This is a genomic window from Leptospiraceae bacterium (assembly GCA_025059995.1).
Taxonomy (GTDB): Bacteria; Spirochaetota; Leptospiria; order Leptospirales; family Leptonemataceae; genus SKYB61.
In genome coordinates, this window is sequence record JANXCF010000003.1 from 91,067 (window position 1) to 109,955 (window position 18,889).

The 18,889-nt window shown below is 32.4% G+C and carries 17 protein-coding genes; 4 read left to right on the top strand and 13 right to left on the bottom strand.

Annotated elements, in window-relative coordinates; genetic code table 11:
* From tsf to NZ853_05070, 8 genes are all read right to left on the bottom strand, one after another.
* Positions 1–597 (bottom strand): translation elongation factor Ts, encoded by a 597-nt coding sequence (tsf, locus tag NZ853_05035; protein ID MCS7205040.1) that lies wholly within the window; start codon positions 595–597, stop codon positions 1–3.
* A 29-nt stretch (positions 598–626) separates the two neighbouring features.
* The gene (rpsB, locus tag NZ853_05040; GenBank protein MCS7205041.1) at positions 627–1,502 is read right to left on the bottom strand and encodes a 30S ribosomal protein S2; all 876 of its coding nucleotides are present in this window, start codon (positions 1,500–1,502) and stop codon (positions 627–629) included.
* 12 nt (positions 1,503–1,514) lie between these two features.
* Positions 1,515–1,760, bottom strand: a complete 246-nt coding sequence (locus NZ853_05045) for a hypothetical protein (protein ID MCS7205042.1) — start codon at positions 1,758–1,760, stop codon at positions 1,515–1,517.
* A gap of 429 nt (positions 1,761–2,189) precedes the next feature.
* Positions 2,190–2,342: a hypothetical protein gene (locus NZ853_05050; GenBank protein MCS7205043.1), complete on the bottom strand. Its 153-nt coding sequence runs from the start codon at positions 2,340–2,342 to the stop codon at positions 2,190–2,192.
* A gap of 1,152 nt (positions 2,343–3,494) precedes the next feature.
* On the bottom strand, positions 3,495–4,106 hold the full coding sequence (locus tag NZ853_05055) for a hypothetical protein (GenBank protein ID MCS7205044.1): 612 nt from the start codon (positions 4,104–4,106) through the stop codon (positions 3,495–3,497).
* The gene (locus tag NZ853_05060; GenBank protein MCS7205045.1) at positions 4,103–4,843 is read right to left on the bottom strand and encodes an SDR family oxidoreductase; all 741 of its coding nucleotides are present in this window, start codon (positions 4,841–4,843) and stop codon (positions 4,103–4,105) included. The genes NZ853_05055 and NZ853_05060 overlap by 4 nt, the downstream gene beginning before the upstream one ends.
* 15 nt (positions 4,844–4,858) lie before the next feature.
* On the bottom strand, positions 4,859–6,220 hold the full coding sequence (locus tag NZ853_05065) for an FAD-binding oxidoreductase (protein MCS7205046.1): 1,362 nt from the start codon (positions 6,218–6,220) through the stop codon (positions 4,859–4,861).
* A 39-nt stretch (positions 6,221–6,259) separates the two neighbouring features.
* Positions 6,260–8,173 (bottom strand): hypothetical protein, encoded by a 1,914-nt coding sequence (locus tag NZ853_05070; protein ID MCS7205047.1) that lies wholly within the window; start codon positions 8,171–8,173, stop codon positions 6,260–6,262.
* A 102-nt stretch (positions 8,174–8,275) separates the two neighbouring features.
* On the opposite strand from NZ853_05070, the gene NZ853_05075 reads away from it, so the two are divergent.
* From NZ853_05075 to NZ853_05085, 3 genes are read left to right on the top strand one after another with little or no spacing between them, the layout of a single operon-like run.
* The gene (locus tag NZ853_05075) at positions 8,276–9,028 is read left to right on the top strand and encodes a ubiquinone/menaquinone biosynthesis methyltransferase (protein ID MCS7205048.1); all 753 of its coding nucleotides are present in this window, start codon (positions 8,276–8,278) and stop codon (positions 9,026–9,028) included.
* Between the two features lie 13 nt (positions 9,029–9,041).
* Positions 9,042–9,968, top strand: a complete 927-nt coding sequence (locus NZ853_05080) for an NAD+ kinase (GenBank protein ID MCS7205049.1) — start codon at positions 9,042–9,044, stop codon at positions 9,966–9,968.
* Positions 9,969–10,015: 47 nt separating this feature from the next.
* Complete coding sequence (locus tag NZ853_05085; protein MCS7205050.1) at positions 10,016–11,020, top strand: zinc dependent phospholipase C family protein; 1,005 nt, start codon at positions 10,016–10,018, stop codon at positions 11,018–11,020.
* On the opposite strand, the gene NZ853_05090 is transcribed toward NZ853_05085, so the two are convergent.
* Genes NZ853_05090 through NZ853_05110 form a run of 5 tightly spaced genes read right to left on the bottom strand, consistent with a single transcriptional unit; the run spans position 11,017 to position 17,933 of the window.
* Entirely contained in the window at positions 11,017–11,688 is a 672-nt protein-coding gene (locus NZ853_05090) for a HEAT repeat domain-containing protein (GenBank protein MCS7205051.1), read from the bottom strand. The two genes, NZ853_05085 and NZ853_05090, sit on opposite strands and share 4 nt — an antisense overlap.
* Positions 11,689–11,690: 2 nt before the next feature.
* Positions 11,691–12,203 carry a hypothetical protein gene (locus NZ853_05095; protein MCS7205052.1) on the bottom strand — a complete coding sequence of 171 codons (513 nt, stop codon included), beginning with the start codon at positions 12,201–12,203 and terminating at the stop codon, positions 11,691–11,693.
* Positions 12,204–12,251: 48 nt separating this feature from the next.
* Positions 12,252–15,785 (bottom strand): tetratricopeptide repeat protein, encoded by a 3,534-nt coding sequence (locus NZ853_05100; protein MCS7205053.1) that lies wholly within the window; start codon positions 15,783–15,785, stop codon positions 12,252–12,254.
* A 9-nt stretch (positions 15,786–15,794) separates the two neighbouring features.
* A complete protein-coding gene (locus NZ853_05105) occupies positions 15,795–17,420 on the bottom strand; it encodes a hypothetical protein (protein ID MCS7205054.1) in 1,626 nt (541 codons plus the stop codon).
* Positions 17,421–17,468: 48 nt separating this feature from the next.
* Positions 17,469–17,933, bottom strand: a complete 465-nt coding sequence (locus NZ853_05110) for a hypothetical protein (GenBank protein ID MCS7205055.1) — start codon at positions 17,931–17,933, stop codon at positions 17,469–17,471.
* A 663-nt stretch (positions 17,934–18,596) separates the two neighbouring features.
* Here NZ853_05110 and NZ853_05115 point away from each other — a divergent pair.
* Complete coding sequence (locus NZ853_05115) at positions 18,597–18,812, top strand: hypothetical protein (protein ID MCS7205056.1); 216 nt, start codon at positions 18,597–18,599, stop codon at positions 18,810–18,812.
* Positions 18,813–18,889: the final 77 nt, after the last annotated feature.

Genomic DNA, 18,889 nt, shown 5'->3' on the forward strand with positions numbered 1-18,889 from the left:
TTAGGAACCTACTTGAAAACGAGCAAAACGACTTACACGGATATTTTCGCCAAATTTGGCAATGTGCTCTTTTATGTATTCTTCTACGGTTTTCTTTTCATCTTTATAAAAGGGTTGTTTTAGCAAACAAACTTCCTCGTAAAATTTTTGTATCTTACCTTCGACGATTTTTTCAATTATATTTTCAGGTTTTCCTTCATTTCGAAGTTGCTCCCTTATGATTTCTTTTTCTTTTTCCACAATAGCCGGATCTAAATCTTCGGGAAGAATCGACAAAGGATTATAAGCAGCTACTTGAATAGCCAAATCTTGGGCTAATTGATAGAATTCTTCGTTTCTGGATACAAAATCAGTCTCGCAATTTACTTCCACAAGGGAACCTATTTGTCCATTTGTATGGATATATGAAGCTATTAAACCTTGATTTGTAGCTCGATCCATTTTTTTTGCTGCCTTCGCTATCCCCTTTTTTCTTAATACTTCAATCGCTTTTTCGATATCTCCATTGGTTTCTATTAAGGCAGCTTTACAATCGGTGATCCCAGCTCCTGTCATTTCTCTTAATTTCTTGATTTCTTCAGTAGATGGTGTATACATAATTTCTCCTTTGCTTTCCATTAAGTTTTTTAGGTTTCTTCTTTATCTAAATAGTCTTGGTATTCTTCACTGGTTTCATTTTCATAATCACCATAAGGTTCATCTTCAACAAACTCACCAGTCTCATCATACTCACCTTTATATTTAAGAGAATCTTGATGATCATCATATTTGGATTCATCATAATCTTCATCCGTAAATTGTGAGTCTGTGATTTTTCCTTCTTTTCCTTGAATTACGGCATCTGCCATAGTTTCTAAAAATAATGAAATTGCCCTTATGGCATCATCATTACCAGGAATTGGATAATCAATCAATTCTGGATTACAATTGGTATCCACAATAGCAAATATACGAATGCCCATTTTCCTTGCTTCTTTGACAGCGATACGTTCTTTGTCAGGATCGATAATAAAGATATTTTCAGGAAGTGTACTCATGTCTTTGATTCCTGCTAAATGCTTTCGAAGTTTTTCTAACTCTCGCCTGAGCATCAAAACTTCTTTTTTGGTTCGAGCTTCTAAATGCCAACTATTCTCCTCTTCCATTTTTTCTAATTTTTTGAGCCGTTCAATGGACTGTCTTACTGTTCGCCAATTGGTTAGCAATCCTCCGGGCCATCTTGTATTTACGTAAAACATCCCGCATCGTTTTGCTTCCCTTTCGACTGCACTGCGAGCTTGTTTTTTGGTTCCCACAAAAAGAACTCTCTCACCACGACTGGCGGCATCTCGTAAAGCCTCAAAAGCTCGCTTCGCCATCTGGACCGTTTTTTGTAAGTCAATGATGTGAATTCCATTACGAGCCATGAAGATATATGGCTTCATTCGTGGATCCCACTTGCTTGTCTTATGTCCAAAGTGAACACCCGCTTCTAATAATGTTTTCATGGAAATCTTTGACATAACACATCCCTTCTACGATGGAATTTTGTATAATAAATAAACACCTAAAAGGATACCCATTATTGTTGCAGGAGTTAATTGTATTGTTAATTCTTCGATAATGTAAAAATCCTTGATTTGAATGCCGGGTTTGGGAATCAAAGGATAGTTTAGAAACTTCAACCCAAAAACAGTTTCCAATAACGAACCCATAACTGCACCTATCAAACCCGATAAAAGAACCACTACGACAATAAAACTTATGGAATGCTTTTTCACTTAGTCAAAAAAATTGATCCAACATTTTGGTCAAATTTTTTTCTTTAATCAAAAACGTTTCAACAATGAATTATTCAATCTACAACCAAGATAATAAAGCAAAAGAATATCAAACACAAAAAGGTTCGTCTTTAAAAGTCGTATATTTCTTTTCTTTAGTAAAAAATAAAAATACCTTCCGATTTGTCTTGTCTTTGAGCATTCCCAAAAGTTGATTTGGACACTTGCTTAACGTAAAGGTTTTCATTTTCAATTTTTTCAATCATCCAGAATTTTCTTTTTCCTTTAGAGAGAAAAAAATTATCAGGGTAAGTATCAACATAGCCGATTTTTTTTGTTTTCAATATTAATAACCTTAAAGCTATTAGAATAAAGTAATAAAGTATATTCGAATGGATTTTTCCTTAATAACTCAAATTCTATAATTTTTCATCCGGATAATACTTTTGATAAATCTCGTGAAACTTTACATAATCTCCTTTGGTATTCATGAACTAAATGATTGAGTATTTCTTTTAAAAAGTTAGTTCCTTCATTTTGTAGAGATGTTCCACTACGAACAAGCTCAGACTCTTCTTTCACTTCGTAGAGATTTTTATATCATCCACTAATGGTTTCATCTCTTCGGTTTGATAATAGTAGCGAGAAAATTTGTAGAACCACAACACTCCTATCACGAACATAACAAATTTCTCCTAATAGATATTAGATTTTCTCTTGCCATTTCGAAAAAAGTTTCTATTACCTTTTCTTTATCGTCTCTACTTGTTTCGAAAAAAATCAGGATGACGGCACATCAAAGAATCCAAAGACTCAGGAGTTGTAATCAAGTGGTGGTATGCACTGACAAAATATAGTCAATATTGATTACTGTTGAGTTTCGATAAATTATAACTCAAATGTATCCATTATATTCATTGAATTTGCTTTTTTTGATTTTTGTTGGGAATTCAATTCTGAAGCAAATAATTCAACCCCAACAAAACTTCATGAAGATAAATTTCTGTGTGTATAAAAGCCTCACTCCATTGGCTTTTTTTCTGAAAGATAACGAGTTGATAAGCTGAAAACAAAAGTTTCAAAAATTGCTCATCTTGTAGGCTTTATATAATAAGTCTTGATGAAACTGAGAAAATCCATTGATAACCCCATCGATGCTTTTTTTGTTTTTGAAAATTTTTTACTTTCCGTCCAAACCATAAAGAAAATTCATCTTCTTTTACTTCTAACGTATACAAGAATACCCATTGAGAGTCTTGTTTTTCGTAAATTTCATTAGTATTTTCAGAGTAGTATTTGAGTTCGAATCCTATTCAATCCTTTCTTTCAAAATGAGAAATAATTTTTCATCATAAGTTTGTAGCTTGTTATCTTTTCATCGAGGTTTTCTACACCCTTCGAGAACTCATCAAGGTAAGTTTTTCGAAATTCGTTTGTTTGATTTCTTTCAAATTTTGTTTTAGTTTATAACGTGGCTTGGAATTTCTTTTGTTTTACTTGCTGATTAATCATTCCAAGTTTTGAGTACTTTATCTAATGATTTTTTGATAAACGTAAATTTATTTTTTGCTTTTGTATAATGTCAATTTTTTTTACAAAAGCATTTAGCGATTGATGATAATCTTATATAAATTTGAATCCATGAAACCTCCTATCACTTTATATAGCAATTGAAATCCCAGAATGTTTCAAAAATAAAAAAAAATTAAGAGAAGTAAAAAAAATTTCATGTTCTTATGAGGATGTTTTGAGGTTGGTGTTTAAATTTTGGAGAAGCTCTAAAAAAAAGCGAAAGCGAGAGTTTTGCTGTATTCTTTGGTGTTCTTTTTCTGTGGTTATAGGACCAACGAAATTATATCGTAAACGTAAAGGATTGGTGGTGAAAATCAAGGTTTCGGGGGTGCCCGTGATGATTTGATCCACGTCAATACGAAATGGTGGTTCCATGATGATCATAGGGATTGGGATGTTTCTTTTTTTTTGATCTTCTTTTAGAACTTTTTGCAAAAACAAAAAGCTTTCTTCGTCAAAAGGTCGATTTTCAAACTCTGGAGGAACAAAAGGAACGTTTCTTTCAATACTAGGTTCTACTGCTAAATACATGGAAAACCCAAACTCTCGTGCTTGTTCGTAAATGAGCTTAATGGCAGGAAGTTCTTCAATGCAAGGACCGCAAGTAGGGCTATAGAAATTCAAAATCAAGACCGGCTCTCGTATTTGGGTTAGAAAAAAGCGCTGGTTCTCCAAAGTTCGAACAGGGATTGTTTGAAAAAACAAATCATACTCATATTTTTTTTGGCACGAAATCAAAAATAAAGAAAAGAAAACCAAAAGAAACTTTTTCATAAAGACAATTTCTTGAAGATACCCTCAGGGATATGACGAATAATGAGCATTATGTATTTCCAAAACCATTTTGTGTATAAAACATTTTTTTTCTTTACCATGGAATGATAGATATCTTTGGCTACTTCTTCTGGTTCTGCTGTCAAAAGTTTGGGTAGTGTGAGATGTGCCGTCATCGCAGTTCTTACAAACCCAGGTTTTACCGTCATAACATGGATATTTTCTTTAAACAATCGATTTCTCAAACCTGACAAATAAGCAGTATAACCCGCTTTTGCGCTACCATAGAAATAATTACTTTGTCTTCCTCGATCTCCTGCCACTGAACTCACTCCTATGATGACCTTTTCAGAGGAATTTTGTGCCTTTAGAAGTTCTACTATTCTTTCAGTAAAAAGAGAAGGAAGCGTATAATTAACCCGAATGATTCTTTCGGCTTCTTTTGGATCTGATTGGGCTTTTTGTTGATCTCCTAAATACCCCACGAAGCAAGCAAAGATTTGAAAATCTCTCGGGAGCTGTGATATCACTGTTTCGATGGAGTCTTTCTCGATATCAAACGGAATGGCTTGAACATCAATATGATAGCGAATAAAAAGATCATTTTTGATTTTTTCTAACTTTTCTTGATTTCTTCCTAAAAGGGTCAGGTTGATTTTGTTAGTCCCTAGTTCCTTACAAAAAGCATATGCCATGTCAGAGGTGGCGCCTAAAATCACTGCCCTTTGGTAATTCATATAGTTCTCCTTTTGTTAGTTTGTGATTAATCCAAGCCTTTGGGCTTGTAAGGATGTAAACTGATTTTGAGGATCATATTTTTTTTTCACTCTCAAGAAATCTTCAACTGGGTAGGTGGAATAAAACATTTCTTTTTTCATCCTCGCATCTTTTGTTAAATACAATCTTCCATTGTATTTGATGACGATTTCATCCAATTTCGAAAGTAATTCTTCCAATTCAGGTTGCAAAGGAAAATCCAAAGCCAACGTATAACCTTCTTTAGGAAACGAAAACGGAAATTCTATCACTTTTTTTGATCCCTCTTGCGGGATTTTGTTAGGATTACCAAAAACTTTAAATACCACTAAAAAAGAACCCATTTTTCGTTTTGCAATTTCTTCAATGATGTGCTTCGTTCCATCCAGTCCATTTTCTTTGGGTAGAACAAACTGATATTGAACAAAACCTCTTTTTCCGTAGATTTTGTTCCATTCCAAAAGAGAGTCCAAAGGATAGAAAAAATGATCATAATCAACTATTTGAGGTTTCCCTAACTGGAACGAAGTATGATAGTAAAGAAAATTAAATATTTTCACCACGAGTGGGTTTAACACAAATGAAGGAAAATAAAAAGGTATCGTCAACGTTCTTCTTTTGGGTATTTCCAATGGCTTATCTCTAAGTTCGAGTGGTAGATCTTCTAATTTTGCATGATCCCCCGTAAAAAGGATTCCTCTACCCAAATTCCGTCCTGTTGCCAAACAATCCATCCAAGCTACTGTATAAGGTGAGTCTTCATGCTGATGAAATAAAGTTAACATTTCTTCTAAGTTTTTTGCTTTATAGGTTATTTGTTTGATGTAGGCGGTTTCAATTTTTTTCAGTTTTATGGTGGCAGTTTTGATCGCTCCTAAAAGTCCCATACCTCCACATATATACTGAAAGAGTTCTACGTTTTTTGTTGGTGAACATTCTATTTGTTTTCCACTGGCAAGAAGAACCTCCATTGAGACTACGTGCTTACAAAAAGAACCTTCTTTATGATGGTTTTTCCCATGAACATCAGAACTGATAGCACCCCCAATTGTGATAAACTTAGTCCCAGGAGTTACCGGCAAAAACCAACCCTTAGGGACAAAAACCTCCAGAATTTCTGCAAGACTTATACCCGCCTCACATGTTAAATATCCTTTTTCTTCATCAAAGTGAAGAAAATAACGATTCTTAGTCGTATCTACAATCCTCTCTCCTAAACTTGAATCTCCGTAGGATCTTCCCAAACCCCTAAGAGTGAAGCTCTGTTTTGATTTGATGAGATGATGGATTTGTTGGAATTCGAAGATATCGGCTTCAATTGTAGGGTAGTTTCCCCAGTTCGAAATGATTTTTTTCACATAGTCATATTTTTTATGAAACAGAATATGTCTATTGCATTATACCTTCTTAGAAAGAACACGAACTAAAAAATCCTCTATTGAGGTAGCCACATCGAATTTTTCTTGATCGGGCATAAGAGCTTTTTTTTGAGCATCAACCTCTTCCATGGCTTCTTTTAGCAATCGATTTCCATTCCTTGCAATGTATCGTTTTGAGATCAGAACAGGCCATTGGTATTTGGGATCATTAAGATTGATTTTTGGGGATTCTGGATTATGGGGAAGAATACGAAAAGAAAAGATTTTTCCTTTGCCATATTTTTTCAAAAATTGAATTAAAAAATCTTCGTTTTTTTGAAACTCAGGGATGCGCTCGATTAATGTTAAACGATTAGGTAGCTCTTTTCGACTCCATGCTTCATCTAGTACATCAAGAACCTTTTCTAATAGCTCTTCTGCTTTCTCATCTCTTTGGATGACTTCCCCTACTTTTTTTCGTTCTTCTTCGAGTTCTTCTGTTTTTTCTTCTTCGAATTCTTCTATTGATTTTTGAGCGATTTTTTGCTTAGCGATTTCTTTTGTTTTGATTTGTGCTTCTTTTTGTTTTGATTGGATTTGCCTTTGAACTTCTTCTTGTTTTAACTTTTCTTTCAGTTTTTCTTTTTCTTCTGGTTTGACCTTTTCTTTTCCAAAAAGCATCCTTATAAGTTTAACAAACCAAGGGAGGTGAGAAAATAATACATCATCCTCAACACTCTGATAAATTTTCAATTGTTCACCTTGCAAATATCTGTGAATTTCCAATTGCATTAAAACACGTATTTCAGTATCATCATTTTTTTCATAGAATTGTTTTCTTGCATGAACAATCGCAGGAAAGGCATTTTTTTTATGTAGTACAAAATTCAATACTCGATTGTTTATAAGAAATTCAGTATGAAGCACATCAGGTTGCGAAATGAAAGTCACAAAATCCACTTGGGATAATGATTTAAGATTCTGTGTAGGAATCACAAATTCAATTTTTTGGAGTTCTTCGATGGCTTTTTGGAGTTTTTGTTTTTTCTCTTGTTCTTCTTTTATTTTGTAAAGCTTGATGAGTTCTTCTATCAAAATCAAAAGTTCTTGATGTAAATTTCGTGATTTAACGTCTGCATTCTGGATTTGACTCAAAAACTGCTCAAGTTGAGGAATTTGATAATCCCCCGTAAAAGTGAATAGACTCGACTCCATCGATAATCTCGACAAGAGAAGCTGCATGCGGTCTCGAAGGCTTTCCTCATCAGGAAATTGCAAAGTAAAGAAATTATCTTTTTTTACATATGAAATTAACTTCTCATTGATTAAATCTTGTATGATAGGTTTTACAAATACACGATATGTTAAAGCTTTTTCCAAGGGAGTTTTATCTAAAGGATTTTGCAAGTAGTATTGTATCACAGCACCAGCATGGGAATTGTAGTAATTGTGTTCATTGAGGTTCTTCAAAATAAAGTCTCGATGATCTCCTTGCCACTTCGAATTCTTTCTCTGTATCCATTTTTGTATAGCATCAATACTTTTGGTTTTATAATAATCAAAATACCTCTTGTAGGAAATTCCATCATTTTGAAGTGGTCTACATAAAATCAAATGAGAAGTCAAATATCCACCACTCACTATAAAATCTACAGCAGGAAACATAATTACTACATTTGCTTTGAGAGAACCTTTCCCTATTAATTCTTTAATGTACTCTTCAAATTTATCTTTTGGTAAATTAATGTCTTTTTGGAGTTGATAATAATCTAATAATACTTTGTGTGTTTGAAACTTATTGGTTGCTTCTAAGATAGCATTAAAAATAGTATAGATGCCTTTATATTTAAAATCACCACGAGACTCAAGGGATTGAACATAATCTATCGCTTCTCGATAAGGTAAAACCTCGATTTCTGTTTCTGTATGAACTTCTTCTTTCATATTCTTCATTAGTAGATAGAAATTGTCATTTATGGCATTTTAATTTTATTTACATAAAAAAATCAATTTTTTTTCTCAATGACAAAGTTAAAAAATAATTTAAGGTAATATATGATAAAACTGAAAAATCTTCGTGATGTTCTCCCTAAACAGGATGTTAAAGAAAAATTTGTCAAAGAAAATTTCAACGACATTGCAAGGTATTATGACTTGTTCAATGATCTTTTTACTTTTCGTTTGCATAGAAACTGGAAGAAAAAATTAATTAAAAGCCTATCTTTAGAAAATGTAGAACGAGCGATTGACTTATGTTGTGGAAGTGGAGATATAGCCATTTACATGGCAAAATCTCCCAATATACAAAGAGACTTTAAAGTCATTGCCTGTGATTTTAGCGAAGAAATGTTGAAGTTATTAAACCAGAAAATTCAAAAACAAAATCTAAACGGAAAAATCGCTATTCTTAATAGTAATGTTTTAAATCTACCTAAAGAATTCGAAAACTCTTTTGATGTAGCCACAGTGGGATATGGCGTTCGTAATGTCAAAGACAGAGTCCAGTTTTTTCGAGAAGTTTATAGAATTTTGAAAGACAATGGTAGGTTCGGTATTTTAGAAGTGGGAGACATTCAACCTAAATTTTTACGTCCTATTGCTTATTTTTACATGAAATACCTCATCCCATTGATTGGATACTTTTTACAAAAAGAGAAAGTAAACATGTACGCATATTTGCCAGCTTCGGCTTTGGAATTTCCACCACCTGATGTAATCAAAAGGGAACTTGAGTCCGTTGGCTTTCAAAATGTCACTTACAAAAGAGTTTTTTTTGGAGCTTCAGTGATATATACTGCTTACAAATAAATTAGAAATAAAGATGAGTAAAACTTTTTTGGTTTCACTTAAGCGAACCAAATGGGAAAGAGATTTATTAAAGTACGGTTCCGTCAAGGAATTAAAAAGAATTTATCGATTGCAAAATCAAATTTTTCAAAGAGTTTATTCATCCCATGTAAGACAAAAAAAATCACAAGAAAAACTCATGAAAACATTTAATCACGATGCTACTTTCATTTATCGTGAAGAACTCTCTATACCCTTTGTTAAAAATTTTTCTTTTCTTATAAGTTTTGGTGGAGATAATCATTTTATTTATACAGCTCGATTTGCTTCTCAACCCATCATTGGTATTAACTCAGATCCAAAAACTTCTACTGGTGCTTTGTTGTATTTTCATGTTGATAAATTCATCGAACATTACAAGAAAAAAAAATTCTACGAAAATCAATACCTCATCGAAGAGTGGACCCTCATAGAGGGCATCATTGAATACCCTGATGGAAGTAAAATTTCAACAGGCAAATGCATTTCAGAAACCATCATCAGAAACGAATTTGCCGAAGCCATGAGTCGATACTTAATACGCATAAACCAAAAAGAATATGAAGAACAAAAAAGTTCAGGATTGCTTTTATCAACAGGTGCCGGTTCCACCGGTTGGTTTTATAATTGTCTGCCTCACTCCATCCAACTTTATGAAGATGCCACTTTCCCAAAAAACGCAGAGTATTTTAAAATCATTGCACGAGAGCCAGGCTTCAATCGAACCCATAAATTCAAATATCTCTATTGCACTTTACATAAAGATGATGTATTAGAAATCATATCCGAAATGGATGGGGTGATTGTGGTAGATTCTCATCCGGAGTGTAGTTTCTCTTTTCCCCCTGGTTCAAAGGCAAAATTCTTTTTAAGTAAAGAAAAACTGAAAGTCATAAAACCCTATAAAAATCAAAATTTGTAATCAATTATTTATTTTCTTAAAACAAATGAATTATTAATTTCTAACTAATGCCAAAAGAAATTAGTCACATTTACTTTGCACAACAGATACTTGATATTCTACCTGAAGAAATTCAAGAAACCATTTCAAAACATAAAGAATTATATTTTTATGGCTCTGTTGCACCCGACATTTATTACTACTATCTGCCACTGAATAAAAGTTACCAAAAGCTTGCCAAAATGGATATAGGGAAAAAAATACATGATTCCTCAAACAATTTGCAGCCTATCCACCATTTACTGGATGATTTAAAAAACTACCCCTATGAATTAAAAAACAAAATTTTGTGTTTTGTGGCAGGATATTTAACTCACGTAGCCGCCGATATTGTTTTTCATCCTTATATTTACTCCATTACAGGGCACTATTTTCATAATGACTCAAAAATTCAAAATTTTGCTCAGAGAAATCATCGTTTATTCGAGACCTGCATGGATTTATTTATCTTAAAGAAAATTTATAAACAATCCATAAAAGAATTTTCCCTACACCAAAAACTTACGATTCCCAAGAAAGATAGTGTCATCCTAGATCATTTTGGTAAAGCAATCAAACAATCTTTTCTTGATAACATTTTTTCTGAATACCTAGTTGTAAAATTTACTCATTATTGTTATAAAATGCATATTTCATTAATAAAACTATTTCAAAAGAACTTTATTCCTAAGTTGCTATTTGGCATTCAGAAGGAACTATATAAACATTCCACATTCGTTTTGTTTTATTATGATTTCGATTTTTGTAATCACTTTGATTACGAAAATTTTGATCCAGCTCCCCATCCTGTTACTAACGAAACCATAACAGGAAATTTTTACACTTTCACTGAAAACATCAAGAAAATTGGATATCAATTTATTACTTCCATTTTTGAAGCCATTTATGAAAGACCTTATCTACCCCAAGAATGGGAAAAGTTAATTCCACATTATTCTTTAAACACTGGATTAGTAGGAATACATATCGATGAAATGAAACACTTTCATATTCATCATGGATTTCAAGTCTAATCCCACTTGATGCTTTCAAGAGAAGCCTGAGCGTCTTTTTTTATACCTGTTGGGAAAGAAGACTGTATTACCTTCATAAGAGGAACAAAAGAACGTTTATCACCTAAGGCTCCTAGGGATTGTATCACAGCAGATACCAGACGAATATTATCAGCTTGCGGTCCTCTTTGGAGCTCAATATTCAAAGCATCAACTAACTCAATTGAAGCCATACTTGTATTTTTCCAAAATCTTCCTAAGCTCCTTGCAGCTTCGATTCGAACATCTTCATGTTCATTTACGTCTTTCAGTCTTCTTCCCAAAACAGGAATCACGTTTTCAGTACCTTTTTCATAAATAGCAAATACCCCTAAGGCACGACAAATATTAATCCTCAAAACATGGTGATGTGGTTCATTCGGATTGGGAGTCAAAGCACCAATCAAGGGGTTATACATTTTCTCAGGGGGAAAGTTGGGATTTTGTGCATAAATCTGCTGAACTATCACCGCCAAACGATCCACTGCTGCTTGCTTATCTTCGATACGTATTCCCGGGTCTGAAAGTAGTTTGTTGATTTCTTCTATCCCTTTTTCATTTGGCGGAATGCGATTGAAAATGGGTATAGTCTCTTGACCAAACAAAGGAGCCATAAAAAAAATCAAAAAAACAAAATAAAGCTTTTTCATAATTACTTCCTCTCTTTGGTATTAACATATCGTATGTATTCATTTATGACTTCTACTAGGTCATGAAATTGATCGGTTTTTCGGATTCGGATTTCTTTTACCGTTCCTGTTTCTATCATTTCTCTCAATGTTCGTTTGATATTGAAGATTGGTCCTGCCATACTATGAGAATAAAATAAACTAAAAATTACAATGATCAACAAATTCAAAACGCTTGTAAACAAGATTGGTTTCCAATAGAGTTGAAAGGCATTATAAGGTTTTCCTGGTTTGGGAATTTGAATAATTTCCCCATTCTCTTGAACACATTGAATCGAGTTTTGTATATCCATACTAAAGAGTAAACCACCTTCTCTCGTTAACAAAATGAAAGGATTTTCCCTTAATAGCCAAAGAACGATTAATGTACCCAATAAAACAAGCACAATCAATACAGCAAATCGAATCATGAAATCATTCTGAAATTTCTTATCAATATAATAACGCCACCGAATAGCTTTTTCTTTATTTTCCATAACTGCTCCTTGTTATATTCTTATCGATTTTGAGGAAACAATAATAAATCAATCATAAAATAAAAGAAGTCCTCTTCTGAAGCCTTTTGTTTCTGGAAAAACCTTCTTTTCAACAGACTGATTTTCCCATTGGATTTTCCAAATTTGTAATTGATTTGTATTATCTATGAAATAAAGATTATCGTTTCTATAGAAAAGACTATTAACTTTGAATTTAGGTAGTTTACCACTCCAAATAGCCTTCCTTTCAAAATGATAAATCTCAACCTGTTCTGTATCTTTGAGAATCGAAACAATTGTGTTATCAAAAAATAAATATTCACGATTTTCTAACTTTGGAATTTTTTCGTCGATGGAAAAATCTCTTAATAAATATATCGATTTATTCGTTTCTATTAAGAAATAATCATGAAATCTAAACGTATTCAAAAACATTTCCCCATTGGATGTTTCATATAGTAATTCCTTTTCTTTTTCGAAAATCTTGTTTTTGTCTTTATTTTCTACGAGTTGTTTATAAACTTGATTTTCTTTTTTTAGTATTAAATGACCTTTATGGTATAACATCGGTTCAGCATCAACAGTATAGTAATTGTCTTTGTAAAAAATATAAAATTCCTTATCGCAGTCTTTATTTGATAGAACTATCATCAAAGGCTGATATTTTATAACCTTGCACACTTTATATGAAAATTCCCATTTTTTTACTTCTTTGCCAGTTGGAATTTCTAAAGCAACTATGCTTCTATCACTCACCACCCAAAGATAATAATCTATGGCAACTTCTTTGATATTTTCATTAAAAGTAAGTTTATAAATTATTTTTTCTGAGTGACGTTGAATATAAGCGATGGTTCTTTCAGTATAAAAAAAGAGACCTTCATTCGTCGAAAGTAATTTCATCTCTGGCATTTCTTTCGAATAAAAAACCTCATACGGTACCTGGTTTTGCGTTGAATTTTCGTAGAGTTTCTTCACTCTTTCATAAAACTCGGAATCAGGATAATCTCTTAAAAACTGTAAGCTTAAGCTTTGGACTTCTTTTGTTTTTTTTGTAGCTTCATAAATCCTCAAAAGTCCCCAGTAATAAATATCTCTTTTTTTGAGTTCTATTGCTTTTTTTAAAAGTCTCTCGGCTTCGATATAATTTTGCTGTTTGTATTCTAAATACGAAAGGTAATAGTATGCTTCACTAAATTTAGGATAATACTTTATTATAGATTGTAGTTCTTTTTTGGAAATATCATATTCATTTTGATTCAAAGAAATCAATGCAGAATTTAATTTCGCCATGACCACTTCATACGAATCTTCACGTGAGATATCTTCAAAATATTTCTTAGCAGCAACATCTCCAAGAGAATGATACAAAGCTACCCCTTTTGCTACTTTTGCAGGAAAAAAGTCAGGCTTATAGAGTAACGAGTCTTCAAAAAAAACCAAAGCTTCTGAATATTTTTTTTGGTGAAGCTTGATAATCCCTAATTTGTAATAAGAAAAATAAGCATCTTCGTATTTTTTGATGATTTCACGAAATCCCTTTTCTGCCTCATCGAAACGCTTTAGTTCAATCAATCTTGTATAGAGAGCTTCTTGGATTTCAACTTCATCTGGTTGGTTTTTTTGAGCTTCAGTCAATAGTTTGAAACCTTGAACCTCATTACCTGTTTGAAATTCAATCTCCGCCAAACGAACTAAAATCATGGGCTTTTTCCATTTTTGATACACTTGCTGATAGAGTTCTTTTGCCTTTGTGTATTCTTCTTTTGTATAAAGTTCCTCAGCTTTTTGTAGTATGGGAACTAGGTTTTTGTATTTTTGATTTTCTTGGATGATTTTTTTGCTTGTAGTATAAAGAGGATTTTCTGGATCGAGTTCCATAGACTTTTGGATATATTCTAATGCTTTCTCAAAATTTTTTCTTTGATTTTCTTCATAAGCCATGTGGTAGTATACTAAAGCTAGGTTCAAGTTTGGGATTTGATTTTGAGGGTTTTGTTTTTTTAATGCCATATTCCATTGAATGGCTTGATCGTATTGTTTTTCTTTAATCAAAAGTTCATTGTATAATGAAGCAAATTCCGTTTGATTCGAGGCAATTTTTTTGATAGTTTCTTTGAATTGTTGGTATTTTTGTTGATTGGTTTTTCGATAATAATCCGAAAGGGCACGATGAACCGCTAAAGAAGTTTTTTCTTCTTCAAGGGCTTGAAGATAATATTTTTCTGCTAATTTATTATCATTCAACTGAAAGTAATAATCCCCATAAGCTAATGACACTCCATAAAAAGGGAAAGTCTTATGTGCTAAATCAAGGGAACTTTTAGCTTTCTTGAAATCATTCTTTTTTAAGAACTCATAAGCATTTTGGATTTGTTGTAAGGCTAAAAACTTTTTCTCCTCTTTTTTTTCTTCAGCTGTAAGGTTGGAATGTTTTAGAAATTGTTCTAAATGGTATTTTGCTTTGGGAAAATCCTTGTTCTCTAAGTATAAAAGATAAAGTTTTTTGTGGAGTTCTTTTGAATGAGGATCTTTTTGTAATAACTTGATGAATTGAGAAATGGCTTTTCGATACTCCCCGCGTTTCTCATAGTAAAGTCCTAATAAGATTTGTAAATTAATATCATTGGGAAATCGAGATAGCCCTTCTTCCAAACAACTTTTGGTTTGTATCAACTGATACATTTCTAAAAATGTTTTACATAAAAGAGAATATCCTTCTGGATTTTTCTGGATTTCCAATGCCCTTTGGAATTGTGCAACTGAGTCAGGATATCTTTTTTGTTCATAATATAAAATACCTAGCTGCGTATAACCAATCGTTTCTTTTGGAAATTTCTCGATGATCTGCTTATAATTACGTTCAGCTACACTCCATTGTTTTTGAAGGAAAGCACGATTCCCTTCTTCTAACAACTGAGAGAGTTCTAACTGAGCTTTCCCCCTTTGATAATATTCTGATTTAGGTTCAATAGCTTCTAATTGTTGATAAAATTTTGAAGAATTTTGAAAATCCTTTTTCTCGTAGTAAATATCCGCAAGCAATAACAATACATTTTTTCTATAAACAAAATCTTCTCTATTGAGCTCCTCTAATAATGGAATTGCCTTTTCATAATTTCCCGTTTCTTTGTAAAGTAATCCTAATCGATAAACATAAACATCTTCTTTGGGATAGAGTTTTACTAATCTTTCAAAACGTTCAATTGCAGAAGATACATCATTCAACGAGGAAAAAACCAGACCCAACGTCAGAAGGAGTTGTTCATGATTGGGATTTAAAACTTCTGCTTTTTTTAATGAATCTAAAGCAGATTCTAATTCATTCAATCGATAATACGAAATTCCCATTAAGTAGTAGCCATCAAATGTTGTATGGATTTTTAGGGACTCTTGAGATAATTGTATGGCTTTTAGATAATTTTGGTTTTGATATTCCAAATTAGCTTGGTTCAAAAGTCTTTTTGCTTCTATTAGCTTTTTTTCTTGTTCATTTACAAGTTGAGTAACTTCTTTTTTAGGTGGTGCTTGACACGAGAAAAGAAGAGTTGAAGCAATGATAAAAAAAAATATATACTTCACTATAACCTCCTATGGCTTAGGTTGAATATCCCATTGGCGTTTTTGATTAAAATCCCATCGTTTAGAAGTAAAGTAAAACCATCGACTCAGTAAATTCATAGACTTTTGATTGGAAATAGAAAGCTTTTTGATAACCAACTCAGAGTTTGACTGGTTTTCTAAACCTACCATTACATATTTAGAAAGAATCTTTTTCTCGTAGAGAGTTTTAGTATTAACAAAAATAGAAAGTTCCTGACTTTTCGTGTCGTAGTCAAAATAAAGATAAAAACCTTCCTTTGGGTAGGTAATCTGATAGTTATAAATATGCTTAAGATTAAGCAGTTCATTTCCATCATATACAAGTAAATAATTATGAGACTTATGGACAAGAACTTGGAATTTTTCAAAATACAAAATTATTTGAAATTCCTCACCATCCAAAATCATTTCTAAAGCAAGATCATCACAAATGAAATGAGAAGAAAATATTTTCTTTTGGGGAGCTATCAACAGCCCATGTTTGCTTATAACTGACTTTATTTTTTCTTGCTTTTGATTTGATTCTTCAAACCAAAGAAAAGAATCCTCTTCCCTAAAAGCATTTGGACGAAACTCTACATAGTAATCCTTCGGGTAAAAAAGATAATAACGGCTATTTCGTGAAAGATAGATTTCTCTTTCTAAATCATATACTTTGTTTTTGTCTTCGAGAGTAAAACGCAATACATAATTTCCCACTGGAATTTCAGAAAGATAAACAGAACTACCATAAGATTCACCATTGACGAAAATTTGAAACCTCGTATCATTCGATGACAAATTCAAAACATTTGATGCCAACATATCATCAGTTCGCAACAAAATGCGATGATGCTGATCTTCTTCGACAATGAAAGGGATTTTTTGTGGAATGTTTTTGTGTTCATAGTACATCAATTCATATTCGCCTTGGGGTAGTTCTAGTTCGATTGGGGTAATGCCACGATAAATTAAGTGCTCCTGCTGATAAATCCATGCCTCGTTTTTATAAGAACTGTAAATCGATATTTTTCCTAAACCGAAATCTTTAAATTTATTTAAAAATTCCTGAACATTTTGTTCATCACTCGTAAACATACGAAAACTTATGGGAAATAGAATTTTACTTCGCTTCGGATCTACTAAAACATGGTTTTTTGATACTTCTTTTTGGATTTTAACCATCAATCCTGAGAAATCATAGCGTTTCTTTTCGTTTTGGATCAAAAATCGGATTTCGAAAAAAAAATTGTCGTTGTCTTGTTCTTGATTCTTTTCTTTCACGAAAATCCGAAGATGATGAGTAGCATCTTGTTCTGTTGTTTGAAATACAATGTTTGGATATTGCTTTTCTATGGCACGAAAAATATAATCTAAAAATGTATTTATGGCTTCACGACTTTGTGGGTCGATATTTTCTGAGTATTTCATACTCTTAATGCCAATAATAAATTTCGATGGAAAAGATTTTTTAATACTTTCTTTCTGATCTAAGTTGATTACTCGTTTTTGAATTTTTTGTTCATCTTGGATGGAAATAAATCGTGAGACTTCCCTTGGAATTTCCGTTTCTTGCAAATTGGCACAACCAAAAAGAAACAAAAAAAAAAGAGAGGTTAACTTTTTATTCTTCATTTAAAACAATATTTAATTTTTTTTAGATTTGTCAATATGTGTTTTTCTTTACTTTTCGATTTGCTTGAACCAGTTATTGAATTCTTTGTGATATTGCACTAATCGTTTTAAGAAACCACGACGTTCTTCTATCAAAAGGGCTCTGGCTTCTGAAATAATATCGGCTATGCTTTCACGATGGAATGCAAGATGACTCAAAAACAAAAAACGAATTTCCCCATTTAGTTGACTTAGGTCTAATCGAGATAAACCCCTCCAGAATTCCTCTAAACGAGTAAATGACAGTTCCAAGTCAGAAGGAAACGTGCTGTTAATTAATGCCACTTTGTCTGTGATTTCTCTTAATATTGAGAAAAAGTTTTCTACTTCATCTTTGGTGATTTTGGTTAAATCCTTTTTTTCATCAAAGAATGCTTTTAAAAAATTTTTTCTTTCTTCTGAAAGGTCCTGTTTTGCATATGCCGCTTGTAAAGTATCAACAACTGTCATTTTATCAGAACCTCTTTTCGCCATAGCCCGACTCCATTCGATTTCTCATCGAAACAAAAAAAATATTGACCATAATTTTTTGATAATGTATTGTGTAAATATTTTTATAAGTTTATCGAAACTTTTTCGAAAAAATTCAATTACCCAGTTTGAATTTGAGATTGTGAAATTTCGATAATCACTCAAGCTTCCGACTAAAAGAAAATAAGCAACACTTGATATTATCAAAAAATCATAATTAAAAACTTGACTGATTGAAAAATAAGTTTACGAAAACAATATGACGAAAGAGAACAGTTTTTGCAGACCTTTCAAAATTGCTGTGTCGAATATAAGTCTAATAGGATAATCATATGGAACGGAGCTGGAAAGATTATTACAAAGACTTAGTAAAAAATGGAAGGAGCTAGTGTTCATTAGCTTCCTGTTGCTGTTTCCTTTGAAAAAGAAAAAGTCAAATATCTAAAACATATCATAAAAACAAGAGGCGAATTTGAATTTATCCTTTCTTTAGAAAAACATCTAAACGAAAAGATGCATTTTTTCAGCAGTTTGATTGGTGTTTTTTTCCAAGATTGATGAAAGTTTGAAATCTACCTACCCTACTTTGATTCTAAAAGCAATAATATAGCGAAATTCATTCCTGATTTTATCTTTTGGTTAGTAAAAGGTGAGCATTATTACTTGTTGTTTGTGGATCCAAAGGGAACTGAGCATACAGACGCCATGAGAAAAATTGATGGCTACGTGAGTTTATTTTTCAACAATGGTAAAACCAAAACAGTTTCTTACAAACATCAAAATAAAAACTCCCCTGAAGAATACATAGAATGCAAAGTGATGGTTCTTTTGAGGATGTTTACTGAAAAGGCAAGGTACCCAAAGAGTATAAAATTTATCTGAATTGAAAGATATTCTATCCGTTGCAGAACCAAGTCTTTTTCGAGTCTTACATGAAATCAAATTTGAAGACTTGTTCG